This is a genomic window from Enterobacter cloacae complex sp. EB5, from assembly GCF_031432835.1.
GTDB lineage: Bacteria > Pseudomonadota > Gammaproteobacteria > Enterobacterales > Enterobacteriaceae > Enterobacter > Enterobacter hormaechei_C.
Map to the genome: position 1 here is coordinate 3,609,467 of NZ_CP133860.1, position 22,771 is coordinate 3,632,237.

Consider the following 22,771-nt stretch of genomic DNA (forward strand, 5'->3'; position numbering starts at 1 on the left):
GCCATGACAATAACTCCACAACAACTGATCGCGCTGCTACCGCTGCTGATCGTCGGATTGACGGTGGTGGTTGTGATGCTCTCCATTGCGTGGCGACGCAATCACTTCCTGAATGCGACCCTGTCCGTTCTGGGTCTGAACGCTGCGTTAGTCTCCCTCTGGTTTGTTGGCCAGGCGGGAGCGATGGACGTCACGCCGCTGATGCGCGTTGACGGTTACGCCATGCTCTACACCGGTCTGGTGCTGCTGGCGAGCCTGGCAACCTGTACCTTTGCGTACCCGTGGCTCGAAGGGTACAACGACAACAAAGAAGAGTTTTACCTGCTGGTACTGATTGCCGCACTGGGCGGCATTCTGCTGGCGAACGCGAACCACCTGGCCGCGCTGTTCCTCGGTATTGAGCTGATCTCACTGCCGCTGTTCGGCCTGATTGGTTACGCCTTCCGTCAGAAGCGCTCTCTGGAAGCGAGTATCAAGTACACGATCCTGTCTGCTGCCGCGTCGTCGTTCCTGCTGTTCGGTATCGCGCTGCTTTACGCACAGACGGGTAATCTCTCCTTCATGGCGCTCGGTAAGAGCCTCGGCGACGGCATGATGCATGAGCCGCTGCTGCTGGCGGGTCTGGGCATGATGATTGTTGGCCTTGGCTTTAAACTCTCTCTGGTTCCGTTCCACCTGTGGACGCCAGACGTCTACCAGGGTGTGCCTGCACCGGTCTCTACCTTCCTGGCGACGGCGAGTAAAATCGCTATCTTCGGTGTGGTCATGCGTCTGTTCCTGTACGCCCCGGTGGGCGACAGCGAAGCGGTTCGCGTGGTGCTGGGTATTATCGCGTTCGTGTCCATCATCTTCGGTAACCTGATGGCGCTGAGCCAGACCAACATCAAGCGTCTGCTGGGCTACTCCTCTATCTCCCATCTGGGCTACCTGCTGGTGGCGCTGATTGCGCTGCAAAGCGGTGAGATGTCGATGGAAACCGTGGGAGTGTATCTGGCCGGTTACCTGTTCAGCAGCCTCGGCGCGTTCGGCGTGGTGAGCCTGATGTCCAGCCCGTACCGTGGCCCGGATGCAGATTCGCTGTTCTCCTACCGTGGTCTGTTCTGGCACCGTCCGATTCTGTCTGCGGTAATGACCGTGATGATGCTCTCGCTGGCGGGTATCCCGATGACGCTGGGCTTTATCGGTAAGTTCTACGTGCTGGCCGTCGGTGTGCAGGCGGGTCTGTGGTGGCTGACTGCCGGTGTCGTTATCGGCTCCGCGATTGGTCTCTACTACTACCTGCGCGTCGCGGTGAGCCTGTACCTGAGCGCGCCTCAGCAGCTCAACCGTGATGCCCCAACCAACTGGCAGTACAGCGCTGGCGGGATTGTGGTGCTCATCTCCGCGCTGCTGGTGCTGATCTTCGGTATCTATCCGCAGCCGCTGATTGAGATTGTGCAGCGCGCGATGCCGCTGATGTAAGGTGAAAGCAAAAAGGCAACGAAAGTTGCCTTTTTTATTGCCCAGCGGCGCTACGCTTGCAGGGCCTACGGGTCTTGTAGGTCGGGTAAGCGAAGCGTCACCCGACTAAGCTAACTGCTTCCTGCTTATAAGCGGCCCTTCAATCTTCTTCATCGAGCGGTCCAGCACCTCTTCAATGACCGACGACAGCTCGTTCAGCTCAAACTTCGCCACATAGCCGTCCGCCTTCACTTTGCGAATATGATCTTCGTTCGCGTTGCCGGAAAGAGACGAGTGGATCACCACCGGAATATCTTTCAGTACCGGGTCGGTTTTGATTTTGCGCGTCAGCGTAAAGCCGTCCATCTCCGGCATTTCGAGGTCGGTTAATACCAGGGCAATCTTATCGGTAACGGGGACGCCTTCAGCCTGAGCCTGCGCGGCCAGCTGAGTGATTTTCTCCCACGCATCTTTGCCGGTGATATGCAGCTGAGCCGGGATCTCCATCGCCTGTAATCCCTTCTCCAGCATTGAGCGCGCCACTTTCGAATCTTCTGCAACAATCGCGACCGAGCCAGGCTTGATGTTGAATTTGGTGGTTTCCAGATGGGTGGCGTGCAGATCGTGATTCGCCGGGGTGATGTCGTACAGGATCTGCTCCACGTCGAGCACCATCGCCAGATCGTTGGTATCGGTCTTCTCGTCCAGGCAGGCAATGCTGGTAATGTAGCGACCGCTGACGGCGGTTTCCGCGGCGTGCACCTGCTTCCAGTCCAGACGCATGATGTTTTCCACCGATTCCACGGCAAATGCCTGCACGCTGCGGGCATATTCGGTAATGAGCAAAATGTTCAGCCCGGTGGCTGGCTTGCAGCCGGCGACGGGGGCCAGATCGATCACCGGGATCACCTGGTCGCGAATGTTCACCATCCCCATCAGCGGAGACTTCATTCCCGCCGGTTTGGTGAAGGTCGGCATCGGCACAATTTCGCGCAATTTGAACACGTTGATGCCGAACAGCTCGGATTTATTTTCGTTCAGAGAGGTGCCAAGACGGAACAGCAACAGTTCAAAACGGTTGGACAGGGTCAGGTTCGCCCTGTCATCAATATCTTTCTGGAAATTATCCATTCTACCCTCAAGAGAAATGCTGGCCTTTTAATCGTTATCGGCACGCTGAGGGAAAAATGAAGGACTAAACGCTGACCTGAGCAAAATCTTCCGCCAGCTCGCATGCCGGAAATACTTCCCGACACTCTGCCAGCAGGGTTTCAGCGCCGCGGACGTCATAGCGTGAGCTGACGTGAGTGACAATCAGTTTCCGGACGCCAGCCTCACGCGCCAGCTGCGCCGCCTGACGCGTTGAGCTGTGCCCCCGGCTGTTGGCTTTTTCTTCCATCGCCGCTTCCAGCGTCGCCTCATGCACCATCACATCCACACCCCCGGCAAGCCTCAGCGCCGAAGGACAGGGGGCGGTATCCCCAAAAATAGCCAGTTTTTTGCCTGGCTGCGGCGGCGCGAGGTAATCCTGACCGTTGATGACGCGCCCGTCTTCCAGCGTGACGGTCTCGCCGTGCTTCAGACGCTGAAACAGCGGGCCAGGTTTCACCCCATCGGCCTGCAACGCGGCGGCGTTCAGCGCCCCGGGCTTGTCATGCTCCTCAACGCGATAGCCGTAGCATTCCACCGGATGGTTAAGCGGGTAAGCGCGCACCTGATAATCTCCGTCATCAAACACCAGACCTTCGCCGATCTCCACCACCTCCAGCGGATAATCGGTCCACGAACCGCTCAGGCGCAGCGTGGTTTCAACAAATTCCTGAATACCCGCAGGGCCATAAATGGTCAGCGGGTTAGCGTTACCGGCCATCGAACGGCTGCACAGCAGGCCCGGCAGGCCAAACAGATGGTCGCCGTGCAGATGGGTGATAAATATTTTATCCACTTTCCCCGGGTGGTAGGAGGTATGCAGCAGCTGATGCTGCGTACCCTCGCCGCAGTCAAACAGCCACAGCCCACCGCGGGTAGGATGCTTAAGATCCAGCAGAATCGCCGTCACGTTTCGTGAGCGGGTTGGCACCCCGGCGGACGTACCCAGAAAAATCAGTTCCATAACGCAATCAGCCCTTTGCCGAATGGGAAGGGGTTTAGTATAACGTGATGAACCCCAGGAAGGAGAAACACATGATCCAGTGGCAAGATCTACACCACAGCGAACTGACCGTGCAATCACTCTACGCCCTGCTCAAGCTGCGCTGCGAAGTCTTTGTGGTTGAACAAACCTGCCCGTATCAGGATATCGACGGCGATGACCTGGTCGGCGAGAACCGGCACATCCTCGGCTGGCGCGATAACGAGCTGGTGGCGTATGCGAGGATTCTGAAAAGCGAAGAGGATTTTGACCCTGTCGTCATTGGGCGCGTCATTATCAGCGGCCGCGCGCGCGGTGAAAAGCTGGGCTATCAGCTGATGGAAAAAACGCTGGACACATGCCAGAAACAGTGGCCGGACAAGGCGTTATACCTGGGGGCGCAGGCGCATTTGCAATCATTCTATGGCCATTTTGGTTTTACCCCGGTCACGGACATTTACGACGAAGACGGCATCCCACACATCGGCATGGCACGCGAAGCGAAACAGGCGTAATAGCAAGACGTTGTCTATAGTTACCGGACTGGTGTACTAACATGGAGAAAAATATGTCATTTCAATCCTGGGATACCCGAGTCGACGACGACCTGACGCTGCTAAGCGAAACGCTGGAAGAAGTGCTGCGCTCTTCAGGCGATCCTGCCGATCAGAAGTACATTGAGCTCAAAGCCCGCGCCGAGCAGGCGCTGCATGACGTGAAAAACCGCGTCAGTAACGCCTCCGACAATTACTACTACCGCGCCAAGCAAGCGGTTTATCGTGCCGACGATTATGTGCATGAAAAACCGTGGCAGGGCATTGGGGTCGGTGCGGCCGTAGGGCTGGTGCTGGGTCTGCTGTTAGCCCGTCGTTAAGCCGGTAAACCACTCCCTACACGTGGGTACTGCTATTTATCGTCAGTACCCCGTATAATATAAGGCTTTAACAGGGAGAGGTTCGCGTGCACTCGATTTTCCTCGCGCTGCAAAGCCTGCGCACTCAGCTTGCGCAAGCATTGCCTGCTACACCCGGTTTACGCCATTTCGATGTCTCTTTCCCGTTAAACGACGCCTTCGATCCGCTGGCCTGGCTGGGCGTGCAGCGATGCTATCCTCAGTTTTACTGGCAACAGCGCAGCGGCGATGAAGAACTTGCCGCGCTCGGAAGCCTCGCCCAGTTTGATTCTCTGGCTTCGGCCTCGCGCTTTTTGCACGCCCACGACGTAGCCAATGACACCCGTATCTGCGGCCTGAACGCCTTCAACCCGGCGCAGGGCAAGCTGTTTTTACCGCGCCTTCTCTGGCGACGGTCTGGCGGGGTCGCCACGCTGCGTCTGCAACTGTGGAGCGAAACGTCGCTGCGGGAAGATGGCCGTGAGGCGCTGAATTTTGTCGATAACCTGCGCGACGCCGCGCCGATCCGCCCGTTGTCCGTGCAGATTGTGCAGGAAACCCATCATCCGGAAAAACCGGAATGGCTGGCGTTGATTCGTCAGGCGACGGATACCCTTGCTCGCGGCGATTTTGAGAAAGTGGTGCTCGCACGTGCTACAGACGTGCAGTGCCAGCAGTCCGTGAACGCCATCGCGCTGATGGCCGCCAGCCGCGCGCTAAACCTCAACTGCTATCATTTTTGTATGGTCTTTGACGCCAGCAACGCGTTCCTCGGCTCGACGCCCGAGCGCCTGTGGCGGCGACGCGGCACGCTGCTGCGCACTGAAGCGCTGGCAGGCACCGTCGCCAGCCATTCTGACGATAAACAGGCCCAGCGTCTGGGCGACTGGCTGATGAACGACGACAAAAATCAGCGGGAAAATATGCTGGTGGTGGAAGATATCTGCCAGCGTCTTCAGCACCATACCCGGACGCTGGAGATCCTGCCTGCGCAGGTGCTGCGTCTGCGCAAGGTGCAGCATTTACGTCGCTGTATCTGGACCGAACTTAAACAGCCTGACGACGAGCAGTGCCTGCATATTCTGCAACCGACGGCGGCGGTGGCCGGACTGCCGCGACAGGCGGCGCGAGAATTTATTGCGAAAGTGGAGCCGTTTGACCGGGAGTGGTACGCCGGATCGGCGGGCTATTTATCGCGCGATCAAAGCGAATTCTGTGTGGCATTACGCTCCGCCCGCGTTCACGACGATGCGCTGCGTCTTTATGCGGGGGCGGGCATCGTCAGCGGCTCCGATCCGGAGCAGGAGTGGCAGGAGATCGAAAACAAGGCCGCCGGGCTGCGTTCCCTTCTCCTAAGGGATTAATACTGATTCGTGCAATCCCGATTCATATCAAAATTCTGACTTTTTCTATTATTTATACTGTGTCGCATTCTTGATACTGGACAATCTCATGTCAGTAAGTTCTTTTAACCGACGCTGGGCGGCGGTGATCCTTGAAGCCCTGACCCGTCATGGTGTCAGGCATGTGTGTATTGCCCCGGGCTCTCGCTCCACGCCGCTCACCCTTGCTGCCGCGGAAAACCGGGCTTTTATTCACCACACCCATTTTGATGAGCGTGGTCTGGGCCATCTGGCGCTCGGCCTGGCGAAAGTCAGCAAAGCGCCCGTGGCGGTGATAGTCACCTCCGGCACGGCGGTGGCGAACCTCTATCCGGCGCTGATAGAAGCGGGGTTAACCGGCGAAAAGCTGATTTTACTCACCGCCGACCGTCCCCCGGAACTTATTGACTGCGGCGCTAACCAGGCGATTCGTCAGCCTGGCATTTTTGCCTCGCATCCTTCACAGACGGTCTCGTTGCCGCGCCCCACCCAGGACATTCCCGCCAGCTGGCTGGTCTCAACCCTTGACCATGCCATGAACGCACTGCGCAGCGGCGGGCTGCACATTAACTGCCCGTTTGCCGAGCCGCTGTACGGTGAAATGAACGATACCGGCCTCGCCTGGCAACAGCAGCTGGGAGACTGGTGGGAGAGCGAAAAACCCTGGCTGCGCGAGCAGACGCATCTGGAAAGCGCAAAACAGCGCGACTGGTTCTTCTGGCGTCAGAAGCGCGGCGTGGTGATTGCCGGGCGAATGAGTGCGGCGGAAGGCAAGCTGGCGGCGGAGTGGGCACAAACGCTTGGCTGGCCGCTGATTGGTGACGTGCTTTCCCAGACGGGCCAGCCGCTGCCCTGCGCCGACCTCTGGCTGGGTAACGCGAAAGCGGTTACCGAGCTGGCGCAGGCGCAGATTGTCATCCAGCTGGGATCGAGCCTGACGGGGAAGCGTCTGCTCCAGTGGCAGGCCACCTGTACGCCTGAAGAGTACTGGCTGGTGGACCCGCTCGAAGGACGCCTTGACCCGGCGCACCATCGTGGCCGCCGCCTGGTGAGCGATATTGACAGCTGGCTGGAATTGCATCCGGCGGAAAAACGCAAACCCTGGGCGGTGGAGATCCCGGCGCTGTCACGTCAGGCGTGGGAACTCACCAAAGCCCAGTGCGAGGAATTCAGTGAAGCCGGGCTGGCGCACCGTATCCGCAAATATCTTCCCGAGCAGGGACAACTTTTTGTCGGTAACAGCCTGGTGGTGCGCCTGATTGACGCCTTTTCGCAGCTGCCGGCGGGATATCCGGTGTACAGCAATCGGGGCGCGAGCGGCATTGACGGCCTGATCTCCACCGCCGCTGGCGTACAGCGGGCCAGCGCGAAATCCACGCTGGCGATTGTGGGGGATCTCTCAGCCCTCTACGATCTCAACGCGCTGGCGCTCCTGCGTCAGGCGTCGGCCCCGTTCGTGCTGATTGTTGTGAACAATAACGGCGGGCAGATTTTCTCGTTGCTGCCGACGCCGCAAAGCGAGCGTGAGCGTTTCTATCTGATGCCGCAAAACGTGCAGTTCGAACACGCCGCCGCCATGTTCAGCCTGAAGTACCATCGCCCGGAAAACTGGGACGCGCTGGAGACGGCGCTGAACACCGCCTGGCGGCAGCCTGGCGCGACGCTGATTGAGCTGGTGGTAAACGATGCTGACGGCGCGCAGAAGCTGCAACATCTGCTGGCCCAGGTGAGTCACCTGTGATCCTCGCAGGCGTCTCCCAGCCAGGAAAACCAGGCTACCCCTGGCTGGTTTTCCTGCACGGTTTTTCCGGCGACTGTCGCGAGTGGCAGGCTGTCGGGGCGTCGCTGCATGACTACCCCCGGCTCTACCTTGACCTGCCCGGGCACGGTGGTTCAGCGGATACGGGCGTGACGGGGTTTGCAGAGGTAAGTGAATTGCTCACGCATACCCTTGTTAGTTACAACATACTAAAATACTGGCTAGTGGGGTACTCCCTCGGCGGCCGCATTGCGATGTTCCATGCCTGCCAGCATCCTGCGGGGTTAGACGGGGTGATTGTGGAAGGTGGACACCCGGGCCTGCAAGACGCCGATGCGCGCCATGCGCGGCTGACCTCTGACCGCCGCTGGGCGTCACGGTTTCGCAGTGAGCCGCTGGAGGCCGTCTTTGCCGACTGGTATCAACAGCCGGTCTTTGCCTCCCTTACGGATGAACAGCGCAAGGTGCTGATCGCGCTGCGCAGCCGGAACAACGGCCCGAGGCTGGCAGAGATGCTGGAAGCCACCTCGCTTGCCGTTCAGCCTGATTTACGTCCCGCGCTCACCGCGCGTGATTTTTCTTTTGACTATCTCTATGGCGAACGTGACGGGAAGTTTGCAGCCATCGCTGCTGAACTCAACGCCACGCGTCATGCTATCCCTCACGCCGGACACAACGCCCACCGGGACAACCCGGACGCGGTTGCCGCGAGTCTGGCTCAGATACTGCGTTATCGAACAAAGGACACGCTATGATCTATCCTGATGAACACATGCTTTACGCGCCGGTTGAATGGCAGGACTGCTCCGAAGGCTACACCGACATTCGTTACCACAAATCCGCCGATGGTATCGCCAAAATCACCATCAACCGTCCACAGGTGCGCAACGCGTTTCGTCCGCTGACCGTAAAAGAGATGATCCAGGCGCTGGCGGATGCCCGCTACGACGACACTATTGGCGTCATCATCCTCACCGGGGAAGGGGAAAAAGCCTTCTGCTCCGGCGGCGATCAGAAAGTGCGCGGTGACTACGGCGGATACCAGGATGATGCGGGCACGCACCACCTGAACGTGCTGGATTTCCAGCGCCAGATCCGCACCTGTCCAAAACCGGTGGTCGCGATGGTAGCAGGGTATTCCATCGGCGGCGGTCACGTGCTGCACATGATGTGTGACCTGACGATCGCGGCGGAAAATGCCATTTTCGGTCAGACTGGTCCGAAAGTCGGCTCTTTCGACGGCGGCTGGGGCGCGTCCTATATGGCGCGCATTGTCGGTCAGAAAAAAGCCCGCGAAATCTGGTTCCTGTGCCGTCAGTACAACGCCCAGGAAGCGCTGGATATGGGGCTGGTTAACACCGTGGTGCCGATCGCCGATCTGGAAAAAGAGACCGTGCGCTGGTGTCGCGAAATGCTGCAAAACAGCCCAATGGCGCTGCGCTGCCTGAAAGCGGCCCTCAACGCCGACTGTGACGGTCAGGCGGGCCTTCAGGAGCTGGCGGGTAACGCCACCATGCTGTTCTACATGACCGAAGAGGGTCAGGAAGGGCGCAACGCGTTCAACGAAAAACGCCAGCCAGACTTCAGCAAATACAAACGGAACCCGTAATGCGTTGCGCGCAGGTTTACCGCTGGCAGATACCGATGGACGCGGGCGTGGTGCTGCGTGAACGGCGGTTAAAAACCCGTGACGGCTTTTGCGTGCATCTCCGGCAGGGCGAGCGGGAAGGGTGGGGCGAAATCGCCCCGCTTCCGGGCTTTAGCCTGGAAACGCTGGATGAGGCGCAGGCTGCGCTGATGGCCTGGACGCACGAATGGTGTGAGGGGGCAGATCCGGCGCTGCCGGACGTTCCTTCCGCCGCGTTCGGTATCAGCTGTGCGCTGGCAGAGCTGGACGGCAGTTTGCCGGATGCGGCGAACTATCGCGCCGCGCCGCTCTGTACCGGCGATCCGGATGAACTTTTCGCACTGCTCTCCGGGATGCCTGGCGAGAAGGTGGCGAAAATAAAGGTTGGCCTGTACGAAGCGGTGCGCGACGGAATGGTGGTTAACCTGTTACTGGAAGCCATTCCCGATCTGCACCTGCGCCTCGACGCCAACCGCGCCTGGACACCGCTCAGGGCGCAGCAGTTTGCGAAGTACGTCAACCCGGCGTACCGCAGTCGCATCGCGTTTCTCGAAGAGCCGTGCAAAACGCGCGACGACTCGCGCGCCTTCGCCCGGGAAACCGGCATTGCCATCGCCTGGGATGAGAGCCTGCGCGAAGCCGATTTCGCGTTTGCCGCCGAGCCGGGCGTCAGGGCCGTGGTGATTAAGCCAACGCTGACCGGCAGCCTCGACAAGGTGCGCGAGCAGGTTGCGGCGGCCCATGCCGCAGGGCTGACGGCGGTGATCAGTTCATCCATCGAATCCAGCCTCGGGCTGACGCAGCTGGCGCGCATTGCTGCATGGTTAACGCCGGACACCGTTCCCGGTCTCGATACGCTAAACCTGATGCAGGCCCAGCTGATTCGCCAGTGGCCTGGCAGCACCTTGCCGTGCCTCGACGTCGGGGCGCTGGAGCCACTGCGATGAGTTTTACCGACTGGCCGTGGCGGCACTGGCGCACCCGGCGTGCCGATAAACCCGCGCTGCGTTTAGACGATATAACGCTCAGCTGGTCTCAGCTGGGCGAGCGTATCGATCGTCTCGCAGCCGGTTTTCAGTCTCAGGGCGTTACGGACGGTGACGGCGTCATGCTGCTCGCCCACAACCATCCGCAGACCCTGCTGGCCTGGCTGGCCCTGCTTCAGTGCGGCGCCCGCATTTTGCCGGTGAACCCTCAGCTTCCCCGTCCGCTGCTGGACGTCCTCCTGCCGCAGATGACCCTGCGTTTTGCGCTGGTACTTAACGGTGAGTATGACGGTCTGCCCGCGCTGGCATTAAGAGAGGACGAGGGGCAGGGCGGCGTGACGTGGCGGGCAGAACGGCTGGCCTCAATGACGCTCACCTCCGGCTCCACCGGTTTGCCAAAAGCGGCGGTGCACACCTGTGCCGCCCACCTTGCCAGCGCAAAAGGGGTGCTGGCGCTGATGCCTTACGGCGATAGCGACGACTGGTTGCTCTCTCTGCCGCTGTTTCACGTCTCCGGTCAGGGGATTTTGTGGCGCTGGTTGCAGGGCGGAGGCCGCCTTACCGTGCGTGAAAAACAGCCGCTGGAGCAGGCGCTACAGGGCTGTACCCACGCCTCGCTGGTGCCAACGCAGCTGTGGCGGCTGCTTAATTCACACCATCCCGTCGCGCTGAAAGCCGTGCTGCTCGGCGGGGCGGAAATCCCCGTTGCGCTGACCGAACAGGCGCGGGAGCAGGGGATCCGTACGTTCTGCGGTTACGGTCTGACCGAGTTCGCCTCCACCGTCTGCGCCAAAGAGGCCGACGGCGCGCCGGACGTGGGTAGCGCGCTGCCGGGCAGAGACGTTCAGGTGGTGAACGGTGAAGTCTGGCTCCGGGCGGAAAGCATGGCGGCGGGCTACTGGCGAGACGGCGCATTATTGCCGCTGGTCAATGAGCAGGGCTGGTTTGCCACCCGCGATCGCGGCGAGTGGCATGACGGACGCCTGACCATTCTGGGCCGAATGGACAATCTCTTTTTCAGCGGCGGAGAAGGGATCCAGCCGGAAGCGCTGGAGCGCGTTATCGCCACGCATCCGCAGGTAAGCCAGGCGTTTGTCGTTCCGCTGGATGATGCCGAGTACGGGCAACGTCCGGTGGCGGTAGTGGAATGCCAGCCGGGCACGGATATCACGCTGTTGCCGGAGTGGGTTCAGGGCAGGCTGGCGCGCTTTGAGCAGCCGGTACACTGGCTGGCGCTGCCGTCAGAACTGAAAAATGGCGGGATTAAAATCTCCCGCCAGGCGTTAAAGCAGTGGGTCAATGCCCTGTTGAGGGGCTAATCAGCCGATATCCGGCTGCGGTTTGTGCTGGCGTCGGCGGACCCAGCGCAGCACCGGCGGCACGACAATCACCATAATCGCCATTGCCAGCAGGATCTTCGTCACGCTGCTTTCCCACAGGATCCCCATGTTGCCGTTGCTGATGGAGAGGGCGCGGCGCAGGTTCTGCTCCAGCATTTCCCCCAGCACAAACCCTAAAATCAGCGGCGACATCGGGAAGTGCATCTTGCGCAGAATGTAGCCCAGCACGCCGAGCAGCACCATCAACACCAGGTCGAAGGTGGTGCTGTGCACCGCGTACACCCCAACCGCAGAGACGGCGGCGATGGCCGGGACCAGGAACCACAGGGGAATGGTCAGCATACGGGTGAACAGGCCGATCAGCGGGATGTTCATTACCAGCAGCATCACGTTGGCGATCAGCAGGGCGGCAATTAAACCCCAGACGATATCGGGCTGTTCGGTAAACATCGCCGGACCCGGGGTGATGTTATAGAGCGTCAGCGCGCCCATCATTACCGCCGTGGTGCCGGAGCCCGGCACGCCGAGGGTCAGCATCGGGATAAACGAGCCGCAGGCCGAGGCGTTATTCGCCGCCTCCGGCGCCGCCACGCCGCGGATATCGCCTTTGCCGAAGCTGTCGCTGTTACCGCTCAGCTTTTTCTCGGTCATGTAGGTGATGGCGCTGGCGATAGTCGCCCCGGCGCCGGGCAGAATGCCGACGAAGAAACCGATCACCGACGAACGCAGGGTGGCGCCAATACACTGCGCCCCCTCTTTGGCATTAAAGAGCATACGTCCGGTTTTACGCACCAGCGTCTGCCCGCTGCTGGTATGCTCCAGCATCAGTAAGATTTCTGAGACAGAGAACAGACCAATCACCACGACGATAAACTGCACGCCGTCGGAGAGGTGAACGCTGTCGAAGGTAAAACGATAAACCCCGGTGTTGGCATCCACGCCGACGGTGGCCAGACTGAGGCCAATCAACGCAGACAAAAACGACTTCAGCGGATTCTGCGCCATCATGCTGCCGAGGCAGGCGATGGCGAACACCATCAGGGCAAAATACTCGGCCGGACCAAACGCCAGCGACCACTGGGCCAGCGCCGGGGCGAAGAGGATGATGCCGCCAATGGCGATCAGGGAGCCAAAAAACGAGCTGACGGCGGAAATAGAGAGCGCCACGCCGCCGCGTCCCTGCTGCGCCATCGGATAGCCATCCAGCGCGGTCATAATGGCGGCGGCATCGCCGGGCACGTTAAGCAGTATCGAGGAAATACGCCCCCCGTATTCGCAGCCGATATAAACCGTCGCCAGCAGGATCAGCGCCGATTCCGCAGGCAGGTGCAGCGCAAAGGCCAGCGGCAGTAAAATCGCCACGCCGTTGATAGGCCCAAGGCCCGGCAGCAGGCCGACGATGGTCCCGACGAAACAGCCGATCAGGGCGATCACCAGGTTTTCCGGGGTCATCGCTACCGCGAACCCCTGAGAGAGATAGATCCAGGTATCCATAGCGTGCTCCGTTAGTTAAACCATGCGCCGAGTGGCAGGGTCACGTCCAGCAGGCGGTCGAAGGCGTACCAGAGTAAAATGCCCAGTACGACCCCGGAGATCCCCGCCGCAGGCAGCGAGGCGTTAAACAGTATGCCAATCACCATCGTCAGCAGGGCGGTGGCAATAGGGAAGCCGAGCCACTCAAAGCCCCACGCGTACATCAGCAGGACAATTACCATTACCAGCAGACGTTGCAGCGTACGGCGTGGCGGCCACTCCACGGTATCCGGATGGCGCAGCAGCAGCGCCACCGAACAGAGCAGCATCAGGCCGACAATGCCGACGGGGAAGGGGCGTGGCCCCACGGGTTCATAGCTGTATTCGCTGTGGATCTGCCAGGCGACGAACATGCCGCCAATGCAGAGCAGCAGCCATATCCCGGCAAAAATGCGATCGCTCATAGCGCCTCCGGTTATTTCGCCAGGCCAAAGGCTTTCGCCTGTTCGCGGTAGTCATTCACCTGTTTTTTGACATACTCGTCCAGCTGCTTGCCGTTCAGGTTGAACTCAAACAGCCCGCGCAGATCGCGCTGTTTTTTGAACTCTTCGGTTTGCTGAAGTTTTGCGAAGGTATCCACCCACCACTGGTATTCGGCGTCGGTCACTTTTGGCCCGACGAAGAAGCCGCGAATGATCGGCCAGACCAGGTTATAACCCTGCTCTTTGGCGGTTGGGACGTCTGCCAGCTGGCCCGGCAGACGGTTTTCCGAGAAGACCGCCAGCACGCGGATCTTATCCCCGCTCAGGTAGGGCACCATTTCGCTGAGATCGCCCGATACCGCCTGGACGTGATTGCCCATCAGCGCCGTCACCGGCTCGCCGCCGCCTTCAAAGGCCACGTAACGCATCTTGTGCGGATCCACTTTGGCCTGCTGCGCCAGCAGCGCGGCTTTCATCCAGTCCTGGCTGCCGATAGAGGCGCCCGCGCCAATGACCACGCTGTTCGGATCTTTTTCCATGGCGGTCAGCAGATCTTTCAGGGATTTCCACGGAGAGTCCGCGCGCACGGCGATCATGCCGTAATCGGTGCCTACGGTGGCGAGCCAGCGCACGTCATTCACGTCATAACGACCAAATTTCCCCTGCGACAGGTTCAGCAGCGAACCGCCGGAGAAGGCCACCACGGTGCCCGCTTCGGCAGGGCGCTGCGCGACAATGGCGTTATAGGCTACCGCGCCCACGCCGCCGGGCATGTAGGTGACGCGCATCGGTTTTTCAATGGCCTTCGTCTCCAGCAGGCTGACCTGAATCAGCTTACAGGTCAGGTCGAAGCCGCCGCCGGGTTTGGCCGGGGCGATACATTCGGTACGGGACGGCGCGTCCTGCGCCTGGACGACAGAGGCACTCAACAGCAATACGCTTGCAGCAAGGGTAGAAAGTAATTGTTTTTTCATCGTTTATCCTCACGCCGGAGAACCCTGAGTACGGGTACGGGTGTCTTTTTTCTGATTATGTGAACCACCTTGTAGCGGTTCCGTTGCGTGATTGTTAAAACAATAACCTTTCATTTCCCTTTCACTGCGACACCAACTTTACAGGATGTGATATGCGTCTCTTACTCGCGGAAGATAATCGTGAGCTGGCTCACTGGCTGGAAAAAGCGCTGGTACAAAACGGATTTGCCGTGGATTGCGTCAATGACGGGCGGGCGGCCGATCACCTTTTGCAGGGGGAAAACTATGCCGTCGCGATCCTTGATATCGGTATGCCCGGCTTCGACGGGCTGGAGGTGGTGCATCGGCTGAGAAAGCGCGGGCAGACGCTGCCGGTGCTGTTTCTTACCGCCCGCAGCAACGTGGCAGACAGGGTGAAGGGGCTGAATGCCGGGGCGGATGACTACCTGCCGAAACCGTTCGAGCTGGAGGAGCTTGATGCCCGCCTGCGCGCGCTGCTGCGCCGCAGCGAAGGACGAACCCAGGAGCGCCAGCGGCTGGGAGAGCTGGAGTACGATGATGAAGGCTTTTTTCTGCTGCGCGATGAACCCCTCTCCCTCACGCCGCGCGAACTCTCTTTGCTGAAGGTGCTGATGCACCGCCGGACCCGTCCCGTCTCGCGGCAACAGCTTTTCGACCAGGTATTCAGCCTGAACGACGACGTCAGCCCCGAGAGCATCGATCTCTATATTCACCGCCTGCGTAAGAAGCTGACCGGCAGCGGCGTGCGGATCACCACCCTCCGGGGGCTGGGCTACGTGCTGGAGTGCGGCGATGAGGTGGGTTAAGCCGCAGTCGCTTTACCTGCAACTTTTGCTTTTTCTGGGTTTGCCGCTGCTGCTGTTATGGGGGCTGTCAGCCTTTAACAGCTACGTTAGCGCGTTACAGGCGGCGACGCAGGCCTATGACCGCACGCTGTTATCCTCGGCGCGCACGGTGTCAGAGCGGCTGGTGGTGCACAACGGTAAACTCCAGGTGAACGTGCCCTGGGTCGTGCTCGACAGCTTCGAGCTGAACATGAACGATCGCCTCTATTACAAGGTCGTGGACCCTGACGGGCGGACGATCTCCGGCTATGACGATCTGCCGAATATGCCCCCCTCCACGTCGCGCACCTCCCACTATCCGGCGCTGGCGTGGTTTTATCATACCGAGTATCGCGGGCAGGCGATCCGCGTGGCGAAGCTGCTCCAGCCGGTTAACGAGGACAGTGTGTTCGGCATGGCGGAAATCTACGTCGCCGAAACGTTGCAGTCGCGGCGCTATCTGGCCACTCAGCTGCTGTTTTCCTCCCTCGTGTCGCAGGGGCTGCTGGTGCTGCTGACGCTGGTCCTGACCGCCTGGCTGCTGCGTCGTGTGCTGCGCCCGATGCGGCAGCTCTCTTCGCTGATGGTGCGCCGTGAGCCCGGGCTGCTGGCCCCGCTGCCGGAGCTGCTGCCCTGGTCGGAAACGCGGCTGCTGATTGTGGCATTTAACCGCTATATCGACAGGTTGCGCGGCGTACTTTCGCGGCAGGCGCGCTTTAATGCCGACGCCTCACACCAGCTCAAAACGCCGCTGGCGGTGCTGAAAACCCAGGTATCGGTTGCCCTGACGCGTAACGATCCGGCGCTGTGGCAGGAGAGCTTACGGGCGATGAACGTCACGCTGGATAACATCATCGTGCTGACGGAAAGGCTGTTGCAGCTTTCGGCGGTGAAGCGAAAAGAGCAGGGGGAGCGACAGTTTGCGCCTGTCGATCTGGTGCAGGTGGTGCAAAACTGCTGCTTTTCCCGGCTGGCGCAGGCGCGCAGCAAGGGTATCGATCTCGGTTATGACGGCGTACAGCAGCCGGTAATGATTGAGGGGGATGACGTGCTGTTGGGCGAACTTTGCGCCAACCTGCTGGAGAACGCGATCAAATACACGCCGGAGCAGGGCGTCGTGACGGTGTACCTGCGCACGGCTAACGATGCCGTTGAGCTGAGCGTGGAGGACAGCGGACCGGGCATCGCTGAAGACCAGATCTCCCAGGCCATGCTGCCGTTTCATCGGCTGGATAACGTGGGCGATGCCGCCGGGTCCGGCATTGGCCTGGCGCTGGCTAACGATATTGCCCGCCTGCACCGCAGCCATCTTCAGCTGATGCCCAGTGAAAATCTGGGTGGGCTGAGCGTGAAAATGCGCTTTCTGATGCTGGTATAAATACCGATATTATCAAATCGTTACAAACTAATTGCCCGCCGCACGCGGAGTCCATTGATCACACAGGCAGTCAGGTTAAAATCTCGCGGTTTTTGGACATCTCTGAATAAATTGTGCGGGATCACGACAATGAAAAAAGTGGCATTAATGGGCTTAAGCGGCCTGATGTTTGTTTCAGCAGCGGCAAACGCAATTTCCTTCAACGGCTCAGCGGGACAAGATTATACCCATCTGGGCTTTGGTCTTGGCACGGATAGCGCAGGCCTGGCAATGACCGGCGGCTGGACGCATAACGACGACGATGGGGATGCGGCAAGCCTGGGCCTCGGCTTCAACGTGCCGTTGGGTCCCTTCCTGGCGACCGTCGGCGGTAAAGGCATTTACACCAATCCGAACGACGGCGACGAAGGCTACGCGGCGGCAGTGGGCGGCGGCTTGCAGTGGAAAATTGGCGACAGCTTTGGCCTGTTCGGTGAGTACTACTACTCTCCGGATTCCCTCTCCAGCGGTATCGACAGCTATCAGGAAGCTAACGCTGGCGCGCGCTGGACCATCATGCGTCCGATCACCATCGAAGCGGGTTATCGCTATCTGAACCTGGCCGGTAAAGACGGCAACCGTGACAACGCCCTGGCAGACGGCCCGTACGTTGGCGTTAGCGCCGGTTTCTAATCCTCTCGGCGCGGCGTTCAGTCGCGCCAGTTTCTCTCTTCCCCCGGTCTTCGATTGCGCTATAGTGTTTTGACCATTGAAATGGGAGAACACAATGATAAACGTGGAAATGTTATCCACTGGCGACGAAGTGCTGCATGGGCAAATCATTGATACCAATGCCGCCTGGCTCGCCGATCTCTTCTTTGAGCAAGGATTACCGTTAACGCGCCGCAACACCGTAGGTGACAATCTTGAGTCGCTGGTCAACGTTCTGCGCGAGCGCAGCGAACGCTGCGACGTGCTGATTGTGAACGGCGGGCTGGGACCCACCAGCGACGATCTCAGCGCGCTGGCCGCTGCCACGGCCAAAGGCGAAGGCCTGGTCCTGCACGAGGCGTGGCTGGCGCAGATGGAGCGCTTTTTCTCCGGGCGTGGCCGCGTGATGGCCCCCAGCAACCGCAAGCAGGCTGAAATTCCCGCCAGCGCGGAACTGATTGATAACCCGGTCGGCACCGCCTGCGGGTTTGCCGTTCAGCTGAACCGCTGCCTGATGTTCTTCACCCCGGGCGTGCCGTCGGAATTTAAAGTGATGGTCGAGCAGCAGATCCTGCCGCGCCTGCGCGCGCGCTTTACGCTGCCTGAACCGCCGCTGTGCCTGCGTCTGACCACCTTTGGTCGCTCGGAAAGCGATCTTGCCCAGAGCCTCGATCACCTGCAACTGCCTCCCGGCGTGTCAATGGGCTATCGCTCCTCCATGCCGATTATTGAACTGAAGCTGACCGGACCGGCGTCAGAGAAAGCCGCCATGCTGGCGCTGTGGCCGGAAGTGCAGCGCGTCGCCGGGGAAAGCCTGATTTTCGAAGGAACGGAAGGGCTGCCGGCGCAGATCGCAGCGCATTTGCAGTCCCGCCAGCTGAGCGTGACGTTAAGCGAGCAGTTTACCGGTGGGCTTCTGGCGCTTCAGCTTACCCGGGCGGGTGCGCCGCTGCTGGCCAGTGAAGTGGTGCCGTTCCAGCAGGAGACGCTGGCGCAGACCGCGCGCTGGGCGTCCGAGCGCAGAGTGAAGCATTTCGCCGGGCTGGCGCTGTTTGTGGGCGGGCTGGATGAGGAACATCTCAACTTTGCCCTGGCAACGCCGGAAGGGACGCACGCCCTGCGGGTCAGGATGAGCATTACCCGCCACAGCCTGGCCGTGCGTCAGGAGGTGTGCGCGATGATGGCGCTGAACATGCTGCGCCGCTGGCTGAACGGGAAAGAGGTCGCCAGCGAGCACGGCTGGATCAACGTCGTGGAATCGCTGTTCGTAGAGTGAGAGTGTGCCGGGGCAGTGTCCCCGGCAACGGTTACGCCAGCGCTTTTGCCAGCAAGGTAATGGGATGTTCACAGCGTTTGCTGGTGGACATCTCGATCTGCCACTTGCAGGTTTCACAGTCCGTCACCACGATATCTGCGCCGCTCTCTTCAATCTGCCGGAACAGCGGCGCGCCAATGGCCTGTGACGTTGGGTAGTTTTCACGCTTGAAGCCGTAGGTGCCAGCGATGCCGCAGCAGCGTGAGTCCAGCACCGTCAGCTCCAGCCCCGGGATCAGCCGCAGCAGCTCAAGCGTATAGATCGACCAGCCCATCTTCTCCATATGACATGGCGTGTGATACACCACCTTCAGCGGCAATTTGCCCAGCGGTAACGTCTGCCCGCTGTCCAGTTTGCGCCAGAGAAAACGGGTCGCCAGCTCAATGTGCTCGCGCAGACCGGTGTTATCCACATCCAGCAGATGCGGATATTCATCGCGCAGCGTGAAGGTACAGGTTGACGACGTCGCCAGTACCGGTATGCCTTTGTCGACGATCGCCTCGCGTAAAGCGGTGACGTTGCTGCTCGCCTGCTTGCGCGCTTTGTTGATGAAACCGTTGGCAATCAGCGGAACGCCGCAGCACTTTTCTTTGCTCAGCAGCTGAACGCCCGTTCCCATGGCGTTCAGCACTTTCAGCAGGTCTTTCCCCAGCTGCGGATGGTTGTAGTTCACGTAGCAGCCGTGGAAGAAGGCGACCTGCTCAGCGAACTGCGCCTGTTCTGCCGCCACGGATTTATACCAGCGGCGGAAGGTGCCGTGAGAATATTTCGGCAGGCTGCGGTGATGGTCGATTTTGAGCGTCGCATCCAGCAGCCTGCGCACCGGCTTCAGGGCGGTGGCGGCATTGACGACCGGCGCGAAAGGCGTCGAGAGGCTGCCCATCAGATCGGTGTGGCTCAGTATCGCGTCACGCAGCGTCGGTTTTTGCGTACTGTAGCGGGCGCGGGCGCGCTGGATGATATCGCCTATTTTCACGTCCGACGGGCAGGCAACTTCGCAGCGTTTGCAGTTGATGCAGTATTTCAGCGCCTCGTCGTAGAGCGCGCCATCCTTCAGGCGCAGACGCTCCCCGTCGGGACCGGCCTGTTTCGGGCCGGGATAGCGCGGATCGACGCCGCTGACCGGGCAAACCGTGGTGCAGACCGTGCATTTGATACAGCTTTCAAATCGGGTGTCGTTCATTGTGCTCCCTCCCTGCGCTGGATAATCTGCTCCGCGACATGCAGCGCAGTGACGGCGCAGACGCCGCCACCGCAGCCCTGCGCCACGGGATCGTACCCGCCCAGAACCGAGCCGATGGCGTAAAGATTGTCAACCGGTTCCCCGCCCAGCCGCGGGCGCAGCTGGCTGTCGACGATCACGCCGAACTGCTGCCAGGGCTGCGGGGTGAAGAAATCGCTTTGATACCAGTCCGCGCGGGAAGCGCTTTGCCGGACGTCCAGACCGAGGATCGCCTCACGCACGCCATCCCGGCTGCTCAGCAGACCGTTGCTGAAGAAACTGCCGCTTGCCAGCACCGTAAAGCGTGCGCGAAGCGGGATGTCGCCGTGGTTGCGGGTCCAGATTTCGCTTACCGCGCCCTCAGCCAGGGTGATTTTTTTCACCTCGTCGCCTGCCATCCAGACGCCACCCTGGGCAACAAACTGACGCTGAAGCTGGGTGTGCAGACGAATGCCGGGCACGGAAGGGGGGAGCGTCGGCAGTAAACCGAGCGTACAGGGCAGGCGCGCCGAGAGCCAGCGCCAGAGCCGGTTGTCCGTTAAGCCAAAACAGGCGGGCATAAACAGGGCGTCGCAGGTCTCGCCGAGCGGTTGAAGCGCCGCGTACAGCTGCGGCCAGTAACTTTCATTATCCAGCAGGCGGGCAATGTTCACCGCACGAAACTCGCTGGGGTTTTCGCGCAGCACATCGAGTTCGGGGAGATCAATCTCCGCCGTATCCACCTGAACACCCTGCTGTCTGAGAGACGCGGCGGCAAGATGCGGCTGGAAATCGAGGAAACCGCTGATCCCCACCACCCGCACGCGCTCGGCAGCGATGGGGGCGACAGGCACCTCTTCCGGGCTAAGCCAGGCGGCGCGCAGGGTGCCGAGCGGCGTGACGCGCTGATGATTTTGCTCGGCGTCACCCTGCATGCGTGCGCCGCAGGCGGTGAGCAGGTGTTCGGTTTCGCAGGCAAAGCGGGCCATATTCTCTGCGCCCGTCAGGCGGTAGGGATGTTCAGGCGGCAGATCGGCGAACGATAGCGCACCCAGTAAATCCAGCGAGCCGGAAGAGAAGTGCAGGGCACTCTGACCGCGAGTGACAATGGCGCAGCGCAGACCCCGCTGCGTCAGTTTGAGGCCGCACAGCAGGCCCGCCAGTCCGCCGCCGACAATCACGGTATCAAATTTCATGGTTGTGCTCCTTCTCCAGACCGCAAAGCCCCTGATAGACCCAGCGGGTAAACTCGCTTTCGCGCAGGGCATCGCCCCAGGCGACGGGCTGAATGCCTTTCCAGCGCTCGTTTAAAAAATCGCTGAGCTGGGCAAGCGACTGGGTTGAGGTGGTGGCGTGAAAACGTTGCAGCAGCCCGGCGGCACGGCAGGCGCAAAGCTCCCCCTGACAGGTGCCCATCCCGACGCGCGTGCGGCGGCGTAAATCAAGCAGGTTGTTCACCGTCAGGTTTTCCACGGCATACTGCACCTCGCCTGCGGTCACGGCTTCGCATTCGCACACCAGGCTGCGGCTGAGTCGCCCTTCACCGAGCCAGGTCGGGGTGCGGTCGCCGTGGCGGTAAATCGCCGAACCGCGAAGCGGGGCAGGGAGTGAAATGATCTTGTGCAGCGTTTTTTCTGTCGATTGCTGCGAGCCGGGCAGGGCCTGTTCCGCCGTCACGCACGGCGCGGTGTTGCCGAGCTTACGGCAGACGGCATCGGTGGCCCACTGGGCCATCAGCCGGTAGGTCATCAGCTTGCCGCCGGTAATGGTGATAAACCCGTCCATGCCGTCACGTTCGGCGTGATCGAGCAGCACGATGCCGCGGCTGACGTTACGCCCGCTCGGATCGTTATCGCTGGCGACGAGGGGACGCACGCCCGCGTAGGCACGCAGAATACGCGTCTGCGCCATCACCGGGGCCAGCTTTTCCCCTTCGCGCAGCAGGATATCCACCTCTTCAGCGGTGACGCGGTTGTAATCAATTTCGCTGTAGTCCACATGCATTGAGGTCGTGCCGATTAACGAAATGGTGTCCCCCGGCACGAGGATATCGGCGTCAGACGGTTTACGGCAGCGGTTGATGACATGGTTATTGATGCGGTGGTCGAGGATCAGCAGCGAGCCTTTCGCCGGGAACATGCGCACCGACAGGTCCGCGTATTCCGCGATGCGCTGGCCCCAGATCCCCGCGGCGTTGACCACGACGGCGGCATACAGCTCGCGGTGTTCGTTGTACTGCGCATCAAACACGCGCACCCCGCGCACGGTATTACCTTCACGAATAAGCCCGGTGACGTGATGACCGGTCAGGATCTGGGCGCCATGTTCCCGCGCGTCGAGCATATTGGCGGCGGTCAGGCGGAAAGGATCAACGGTTCCGTCCGGTACTTTTACCGCGCCCAGTAACGCCGGGTTTACCGAGGGTTCAAGACGGCGCGCCTGCGCAGGATCGATCGCCTCGGCCTGAATGCCTGCCGCCGTGCAGGCGGTGATAAAGGTTTGCTGAAAGCCGAGGTCATCTTCTGGAAGGGTGATAAAAAGACCGTTGGTCGGTTCAACGCAGTGGCGGGCGATGCGCCTGAGGATCTGGTTTTCAGCAATACACTCGCGCGCTGACTCAGCGTCAGTGACCGCATAGCGGGCGCCGCTGTGCAACAGACCGTGGTTACGTCCCGTCGCGCCGGTGGCGATATCGTGGCGTTCCAGAAGCGTGACGCTCAATCCCCGCAGGGCGCAGTCGCGTGCGATGCCGGCACCCGTCGCGCCACCGCCAATGATAATCACATCGCTGAAGCGTGGATCGTGAATTGTCATTGCCTTTCCTCTATGTTCGTTTTTTAGCATTTAGCCACATTG

General features: G+C 60.4%; 21 protein-coding genes. 13 read left to right on the forward strand and 8 right to left on the reverse strand.

All coding sequences use genetic code 11. From position 1 onward, the window contains the following. Positions 1-3 precede the first annotated feature (3 nt). Complete coding sequence (nuoN, locus tag RHN82_RS17420; RefSeq protein WP_310398403.1) at positions 4-1,461, forward strand: NADH-quinone oxidoreductase subunit NuoN; 1,458 nt, start codon at positions 4-6, stop codon at positions 1,459-1,461. Positions 1,462-1,566: 105 nt separating this feature from the next. Here the strand turns inward: nuoN and RHN82_RS17425 are convergent, their stop codons facing one another. Both RHN82_RS17425 and rbn read right to left on the reverse strand, forming a co-directional pair. After that, entirely contained in the window at positions 1,567-2,571 is a 1,005-nt protein-coding gene (locus RHN82_RS17425; protein ID WP_047053300.1) for a chemotaxis protein, read from the reverse strand. A gap of 64 nt (positions 2,572-2,635) precedes the next feature. Continuing rightward, positions 2,636-3,553, reverse strand: a complete 918-nt coding sequence (rbn, locus tag RHN82_RS17430) for a ribonuclease BN (protein ID WP_047053302.1) — start codon at positions 3,551-3,553, stop codon at positions 2,636-2,638. Between the two features lie 71 nt (positions 3,554-3,624). Between rbn and RHN82_RS17435 the strand changes: the two genes are divergently transcribed. The 8 genes from RHN82_RS17435 (at position 3,625) to menE (ending at position 11,536) form a co-directional block, all read left to right on the forward strand. After that, complete coding sequence (locus RHN82_RS17435) at positions 3,625-4,086, forward strand: GNAT family N-acetyltransferase (protein WP_047053303.1); 462 nt, start codon at positions 3,625-3,627, stop codon at positions 4,084-4,086. Positions 4,087-4,139: 53 nt separating this feature from the next. Continuing rightward, the gene (elaB, locus tag RHN82_RS17440; RefSeq protein ID WP_017693006.1) at positions 4,140-4,445 is read left to right on the forward strand and encodes a stress response protein ElaB; all 306 of its coding nucleotides are present in this window, start codon (positions 4,140-4,142) and stop codon (positions 4,443-4,445) included. A gap of 86 nt (positions 4,446-4,531) precedes the next feature. After that, positions 4,532-5,827 (forward strand): isochorismate synthase MenF, encoded by a 1,296-nt coding sequence (gene menF, locus RHN82_RS17445; protein WP_047053305.1) that lies wholly within the window; start codon positions 4,532-4,534, stop codon positions 5,825-5,827. Positions 5,828-5,915: 88 nt separating this feature from the next. Further along, entirely contained in the window at positions 5,916-7,586 is a 1,671-nt protein-coding gene (menD, locus tag RHN82_RS17450) for a 2-succinyl-5-enolpyruvyl-6-hydroxy-3-cyclohexene-1-carboxylic-acid synthase (RefSeq protein ID WP_047053306.1), read from the forward strand. Then, positions 7,583-8,359 carry a 2-succinyl-6-hydroxy-2,4-cyclohexadiene-1-carboxylate synthase gene (gene menH / locus RHN82_RS17455; protein WP_047053307.1) on the forward strand — a complete coding sequence of 259 codons (777 nt, stop codon included), beginning with the start codon at positions 7,583-7,585 and terminating at the stop codon, positions 8,357-8,359. The genes menD and menH overlap by 4 nt, the downstream gene beginning before the upstream one ends. Continuing rightward, positions 8,356-9,213 (forward strand): 1,4-dihydroxy-2-naphthoyl-CoA synthase, encoded by an 858-nt coding sequence (gene menB, locus RHN82_RS17460; protein WP_003859452.1) that lies wholly within the window; start codon positions 8,356-8,358, stop codon positions 9,211-9,213. Before menH ends, menB begins: the two co-directional genes overlap by 4 nt. Beyond that, complete coding sequence (gene menC / locus RHN82_RS17465) at positions 9,213-10,178, forward strand: o-succinylbenzoate synthase (protein ID WP_047053309.1); 966 nt, start codon at positions 9,213-9,215, stop codon at positions 10,176-10,178. Before menB ends, menC begins: the two co-directional genes overlap by 1 nt. Beyond that, positions 10,175-11,536, forward strand: a complete 1,362-nt coding sequence (menE, locus tag RHN82_RS17470) for an o-succinylbenzoate--CoA ligase (RefSeq protein ID WP_047053311.1) — start codon at positions 10,175-10,177, stop codon at positions 11,534-11,536. The genes menC and menE overlap by 4 nt, the downstream gene beginning before the upstream one ends. Here the strand turns inward: menE and RHN82_RS17475 are convergent, their stop codons facing one another. The 3 genes from RHN82_RS17475 to RHN82_RS17485 are packed head-to-tail and all read right to left on the reverse strand — an operon-like array spanning position 11,537 to position 14,486. After that, positions 11,537-13,051: a tripartite tricarboxylate transporter permease gene (locus tag RHN82_RS17475; protein WP_017693012.1), complete on the reverse strand. Its 1,515-nt coding sequence runs from the start codon at positions 13,049-13,051 to the stop codon at positions 11,537-11,539. Positions 13,052-13,062: 11 nt separating this feature from the next. Continuing rightward, complete coding sequence (locus RHN82_RS17480; RefSeq protein WP_003859443.1) at positions 13,063-13,494, reverse strand: tripartite tricarboxylate transporter TctB family protein; 432 nt, start codon at positions 13,492-13,494, stop codon at positions 13,063-13,065. 11 nt (positions 13,495-13,505) lie between these two features. After that, complete coding sequence (locus tag RHN82_RS17485; RefSeq protein ID WP_006811363.1) at positions 13,506-14,486, reverse strand: tripartite tricarboxylate transporter substrate binding protein; 981 nt, start codon at positions 14,484-14,486, stop codon at positions 13,506-13,508. A 152-nt stretch (positions 14,487-14,638) separates the two neighbouring features. Here RHN82_RS17485 and tctD point away from each other — a divergent pair, with 152 nt between their 5' ends. The 4 genes from tctD to RHN82_RS17505 all read left to right on the forward strand — a co-directional run bounded on the left by tctD (position 14,639) and on the right by RHN82_RS17505 (position 18,675). After that, the gene (tctD, locus tag RHN82_RS17490; protein WP_017693014.1) at positions 14,639-15,313 is read left to right on the forward strand and encodes a transcriptional regulator TctD; all 675 of its coding nucleotides are present in this window, start codon (positions 14,639-14,641) and stop codon (positions 15,311-15,313) included. Beyond that, positions 15,300-16,709 carry a sensor histidine kinase gene (locus tag RHN82_RS17495; RefSeq protein WP_047053314.1) on the forward strand — a complete coding sequence of 470 codons (1,410 nt, stop codon included), beginning with the start codon at positions 15,300-15,302 and terminating at the stop codon, positions 16,707-16,709. The genes tctD and RHN82_RS17495 overlap by 14 nt, the downstream gene beginning before the upstream one ends. 129 nt (positions 16,710-16,838) lie before the next feature. Beyond that, entirely contained in the window at positions 16,839-17,381 is a 543-nt protein-coding gene (locus tag RHN82_RS17500; RefSeq protein ID WP_003859436.1) for a YfaZ family outer membrane protein, read from the forward strand. A 94-nt stretch (positions 17,382-17,475) separates the two neighbouring features. Then, a complete protein-coding gene (locus RHN82_RS17505; protein ID WP_017693016.1) occupies positions 17,476-18,675 on the forward strand; it encodes a nicotinamide mononucleotide deamidase-related protein YfaY in 1,200 nt (399 codons plus the stop codon). A gap of 31 nt (positions 18,676-18,706) precedes the next feature. On the opposite strand, the gene glpC is transcribed toward RHN82_RS17505, so the two are convergent. The 3 genes from glpC to glpA are packed head-to-tail and all read right to left on the reverse strand — an operon-like array spanning position 18,707 to position 22,729. Next, on the reverse strand, positions 18,707-19,897 hold the full coding sequence (gene glpC, locus RHN82_RS17510) for an anaerobic glycerol-3-phosphate dehydrogenase subunit GlpC (protein WP_047053316.1): 1,191 nt from the start codon (positions 19,895-19,897) through the stop codon (positions 18,707-18,709). Continuing rightward, positions 19,894-21,111 (reverse strand): glycerol-3-phosphate dehydrogenase subunit GlpB, encoded by a 1,218-nt coding sequence (gene glpB / locus RHN82_RS17515; protein ID WP_047053318.1) that lies wholly within the window; start codon positions 21,109-21,111, stop codon positions 19,894-19,896. The genes glpC and glpB overlap by 4 nt, the downstream gene beginning before the upstream one ends. Further along, positions 21,101-22,729, reverse strand: a complete 1,629-nt coding sequence (gene glpA / locus RHN82_RS17520) for an anaerobic glycerol-3-phosphate dehydrogenase subunit A (protein ID WP_015572285.1) — start codon at positions 22,727-22,729, stop codon at positions 21,101-21,103. Before glpA ends, glpB begins: the two co-directional genes overlap by 11 nt. Between the last annotated feature and the right edge of the window lie 42 nt (positions 22,730-22,771).

Bases quoted from the DNA above. Each gene is read 5' to 3' on its own strand.
- RHN82_RS17435 (WP_047053303.1), top strand. From the start codon at position 3,625: ATGATCCAGTGGCAAGATCTACACCACAGCGAACTGACCGTGCAATCA.
- glpB (WP_047053318.1), bottom strand. From the start codon at position 21,111: ATGAAATTTGATACCGTGATTGTCGGCGGCGGACTGGCGGGCCTGCTG.
- nuoN (WP_310398403.1), top strand. From the start codon at position 4: ATGACAATAACTCCACAACAACTGATCGCGCTGCTACCGCTGCTGATC.
- RHN82_RS17505 (WP_017693016.1), top strand. From the start codon at position 17,476: ATGATAAACGTGGAAATGTTATCCACTGGCGACGAAGTGCTGCATGGG.
- RHN82_RS17475 (WP_017693012.1), bottom strand. From the start codon at position 13,051: ATGGATACCTGGATCTATCTCTCTCAGGGGTTCGCGGTAGCGATGACC.
- menE (WP_047053311.1), top strand. From the start codon at position 10,175: ATGAGTTTTACCGACTGGCCGTGGCGGCACTGGCGCACCCGGCGTGCC.
- rbn (WP_047053302.1), bottom strand. From the start codon at position 3,553: ATGGAACTGATTTTTCTGGGTACGTCCGCCGGGGTGCCAACCCGCTCA.
- menC (WP_047053309.1), top strand. From the start codon at position 9,213: ATGCGTTGCGCGCAGGTTTACCGCTGGCAGATACCGATGGACGCGGGC.
- RHN82_RS17500 (WP_003859436.1), top strand. From the start codon at position 16,839: ATGAAAAAAGTGGCATTAATGGGCTTAAGCGGCCTGATGTTTGTTTCA.
- tctD (WP_017693014.1), top strand. From the start codon at position 14,639: ATGCGTCTCTTACTCGCGGAAGATAATCGTGAGCTGGCTCACTGGCTG.
- elaB (WP_017693006.1), top strand. From the start codon at position 4,140: ATGTCATTTCAATCCTGGGATACCCGAGTCGACGACGACCTGACGCTG.
- RHN82_RS17425 (WP_047053300.1), bottom strand. From the start codon at position 2,571: ATGGATAATTTCCAGAAAGATATTGATGACAGGGCGAACCTGACCCTG.
- glpC (WP_047053316.1), bottom strand. From the start codon at position 19,897: ATGAACGACACCCGATTTGAAAGCTGTATCAAATGCACGGTCTGCACC.
- RHN82_RS17495 (WP_047053314.1), top strand. From the start codon at position 15,300: ATGAGGTGGGTTAAGCCGCAGTCGCTTTACCTGCAACTTTTGCTTTTT.
- RHN82_RS17480 (WP_003859443.1), bottom strand. From the start codon at position 13,494: ATGAGCGATCGCATTTTTGCCGGGATATGGCTGCTGCTCTGCATTGGC.
- menD (WP_047053306.1), top strand. From the start codon at position 5,916: ATGTCAGTAAGTTCTTTTAACCGACGCTGGGCGGCGGTGATCCTTGAA.
- menB (WP_003859452.1), top strand. From the start codon at position 8,356: ATGATCTATCCTGATGAACACATGCTTTACGCGCCGGTTGAATGGCAG.
- RHN82_RS17485 (WP_006811363.1), bottom strand. From the start codon at position 14,486: ATGAAAAAACAATTACTTTCTACCCTTGCTGCAAGCGTATTGCTGTTG.
- glpA (WP_015572285.1), bottom strand. From the start codon at position 22,729: ATGACAATTCACGATCCACGCTTCAGCGATGTGATTATCATTGGCGGT.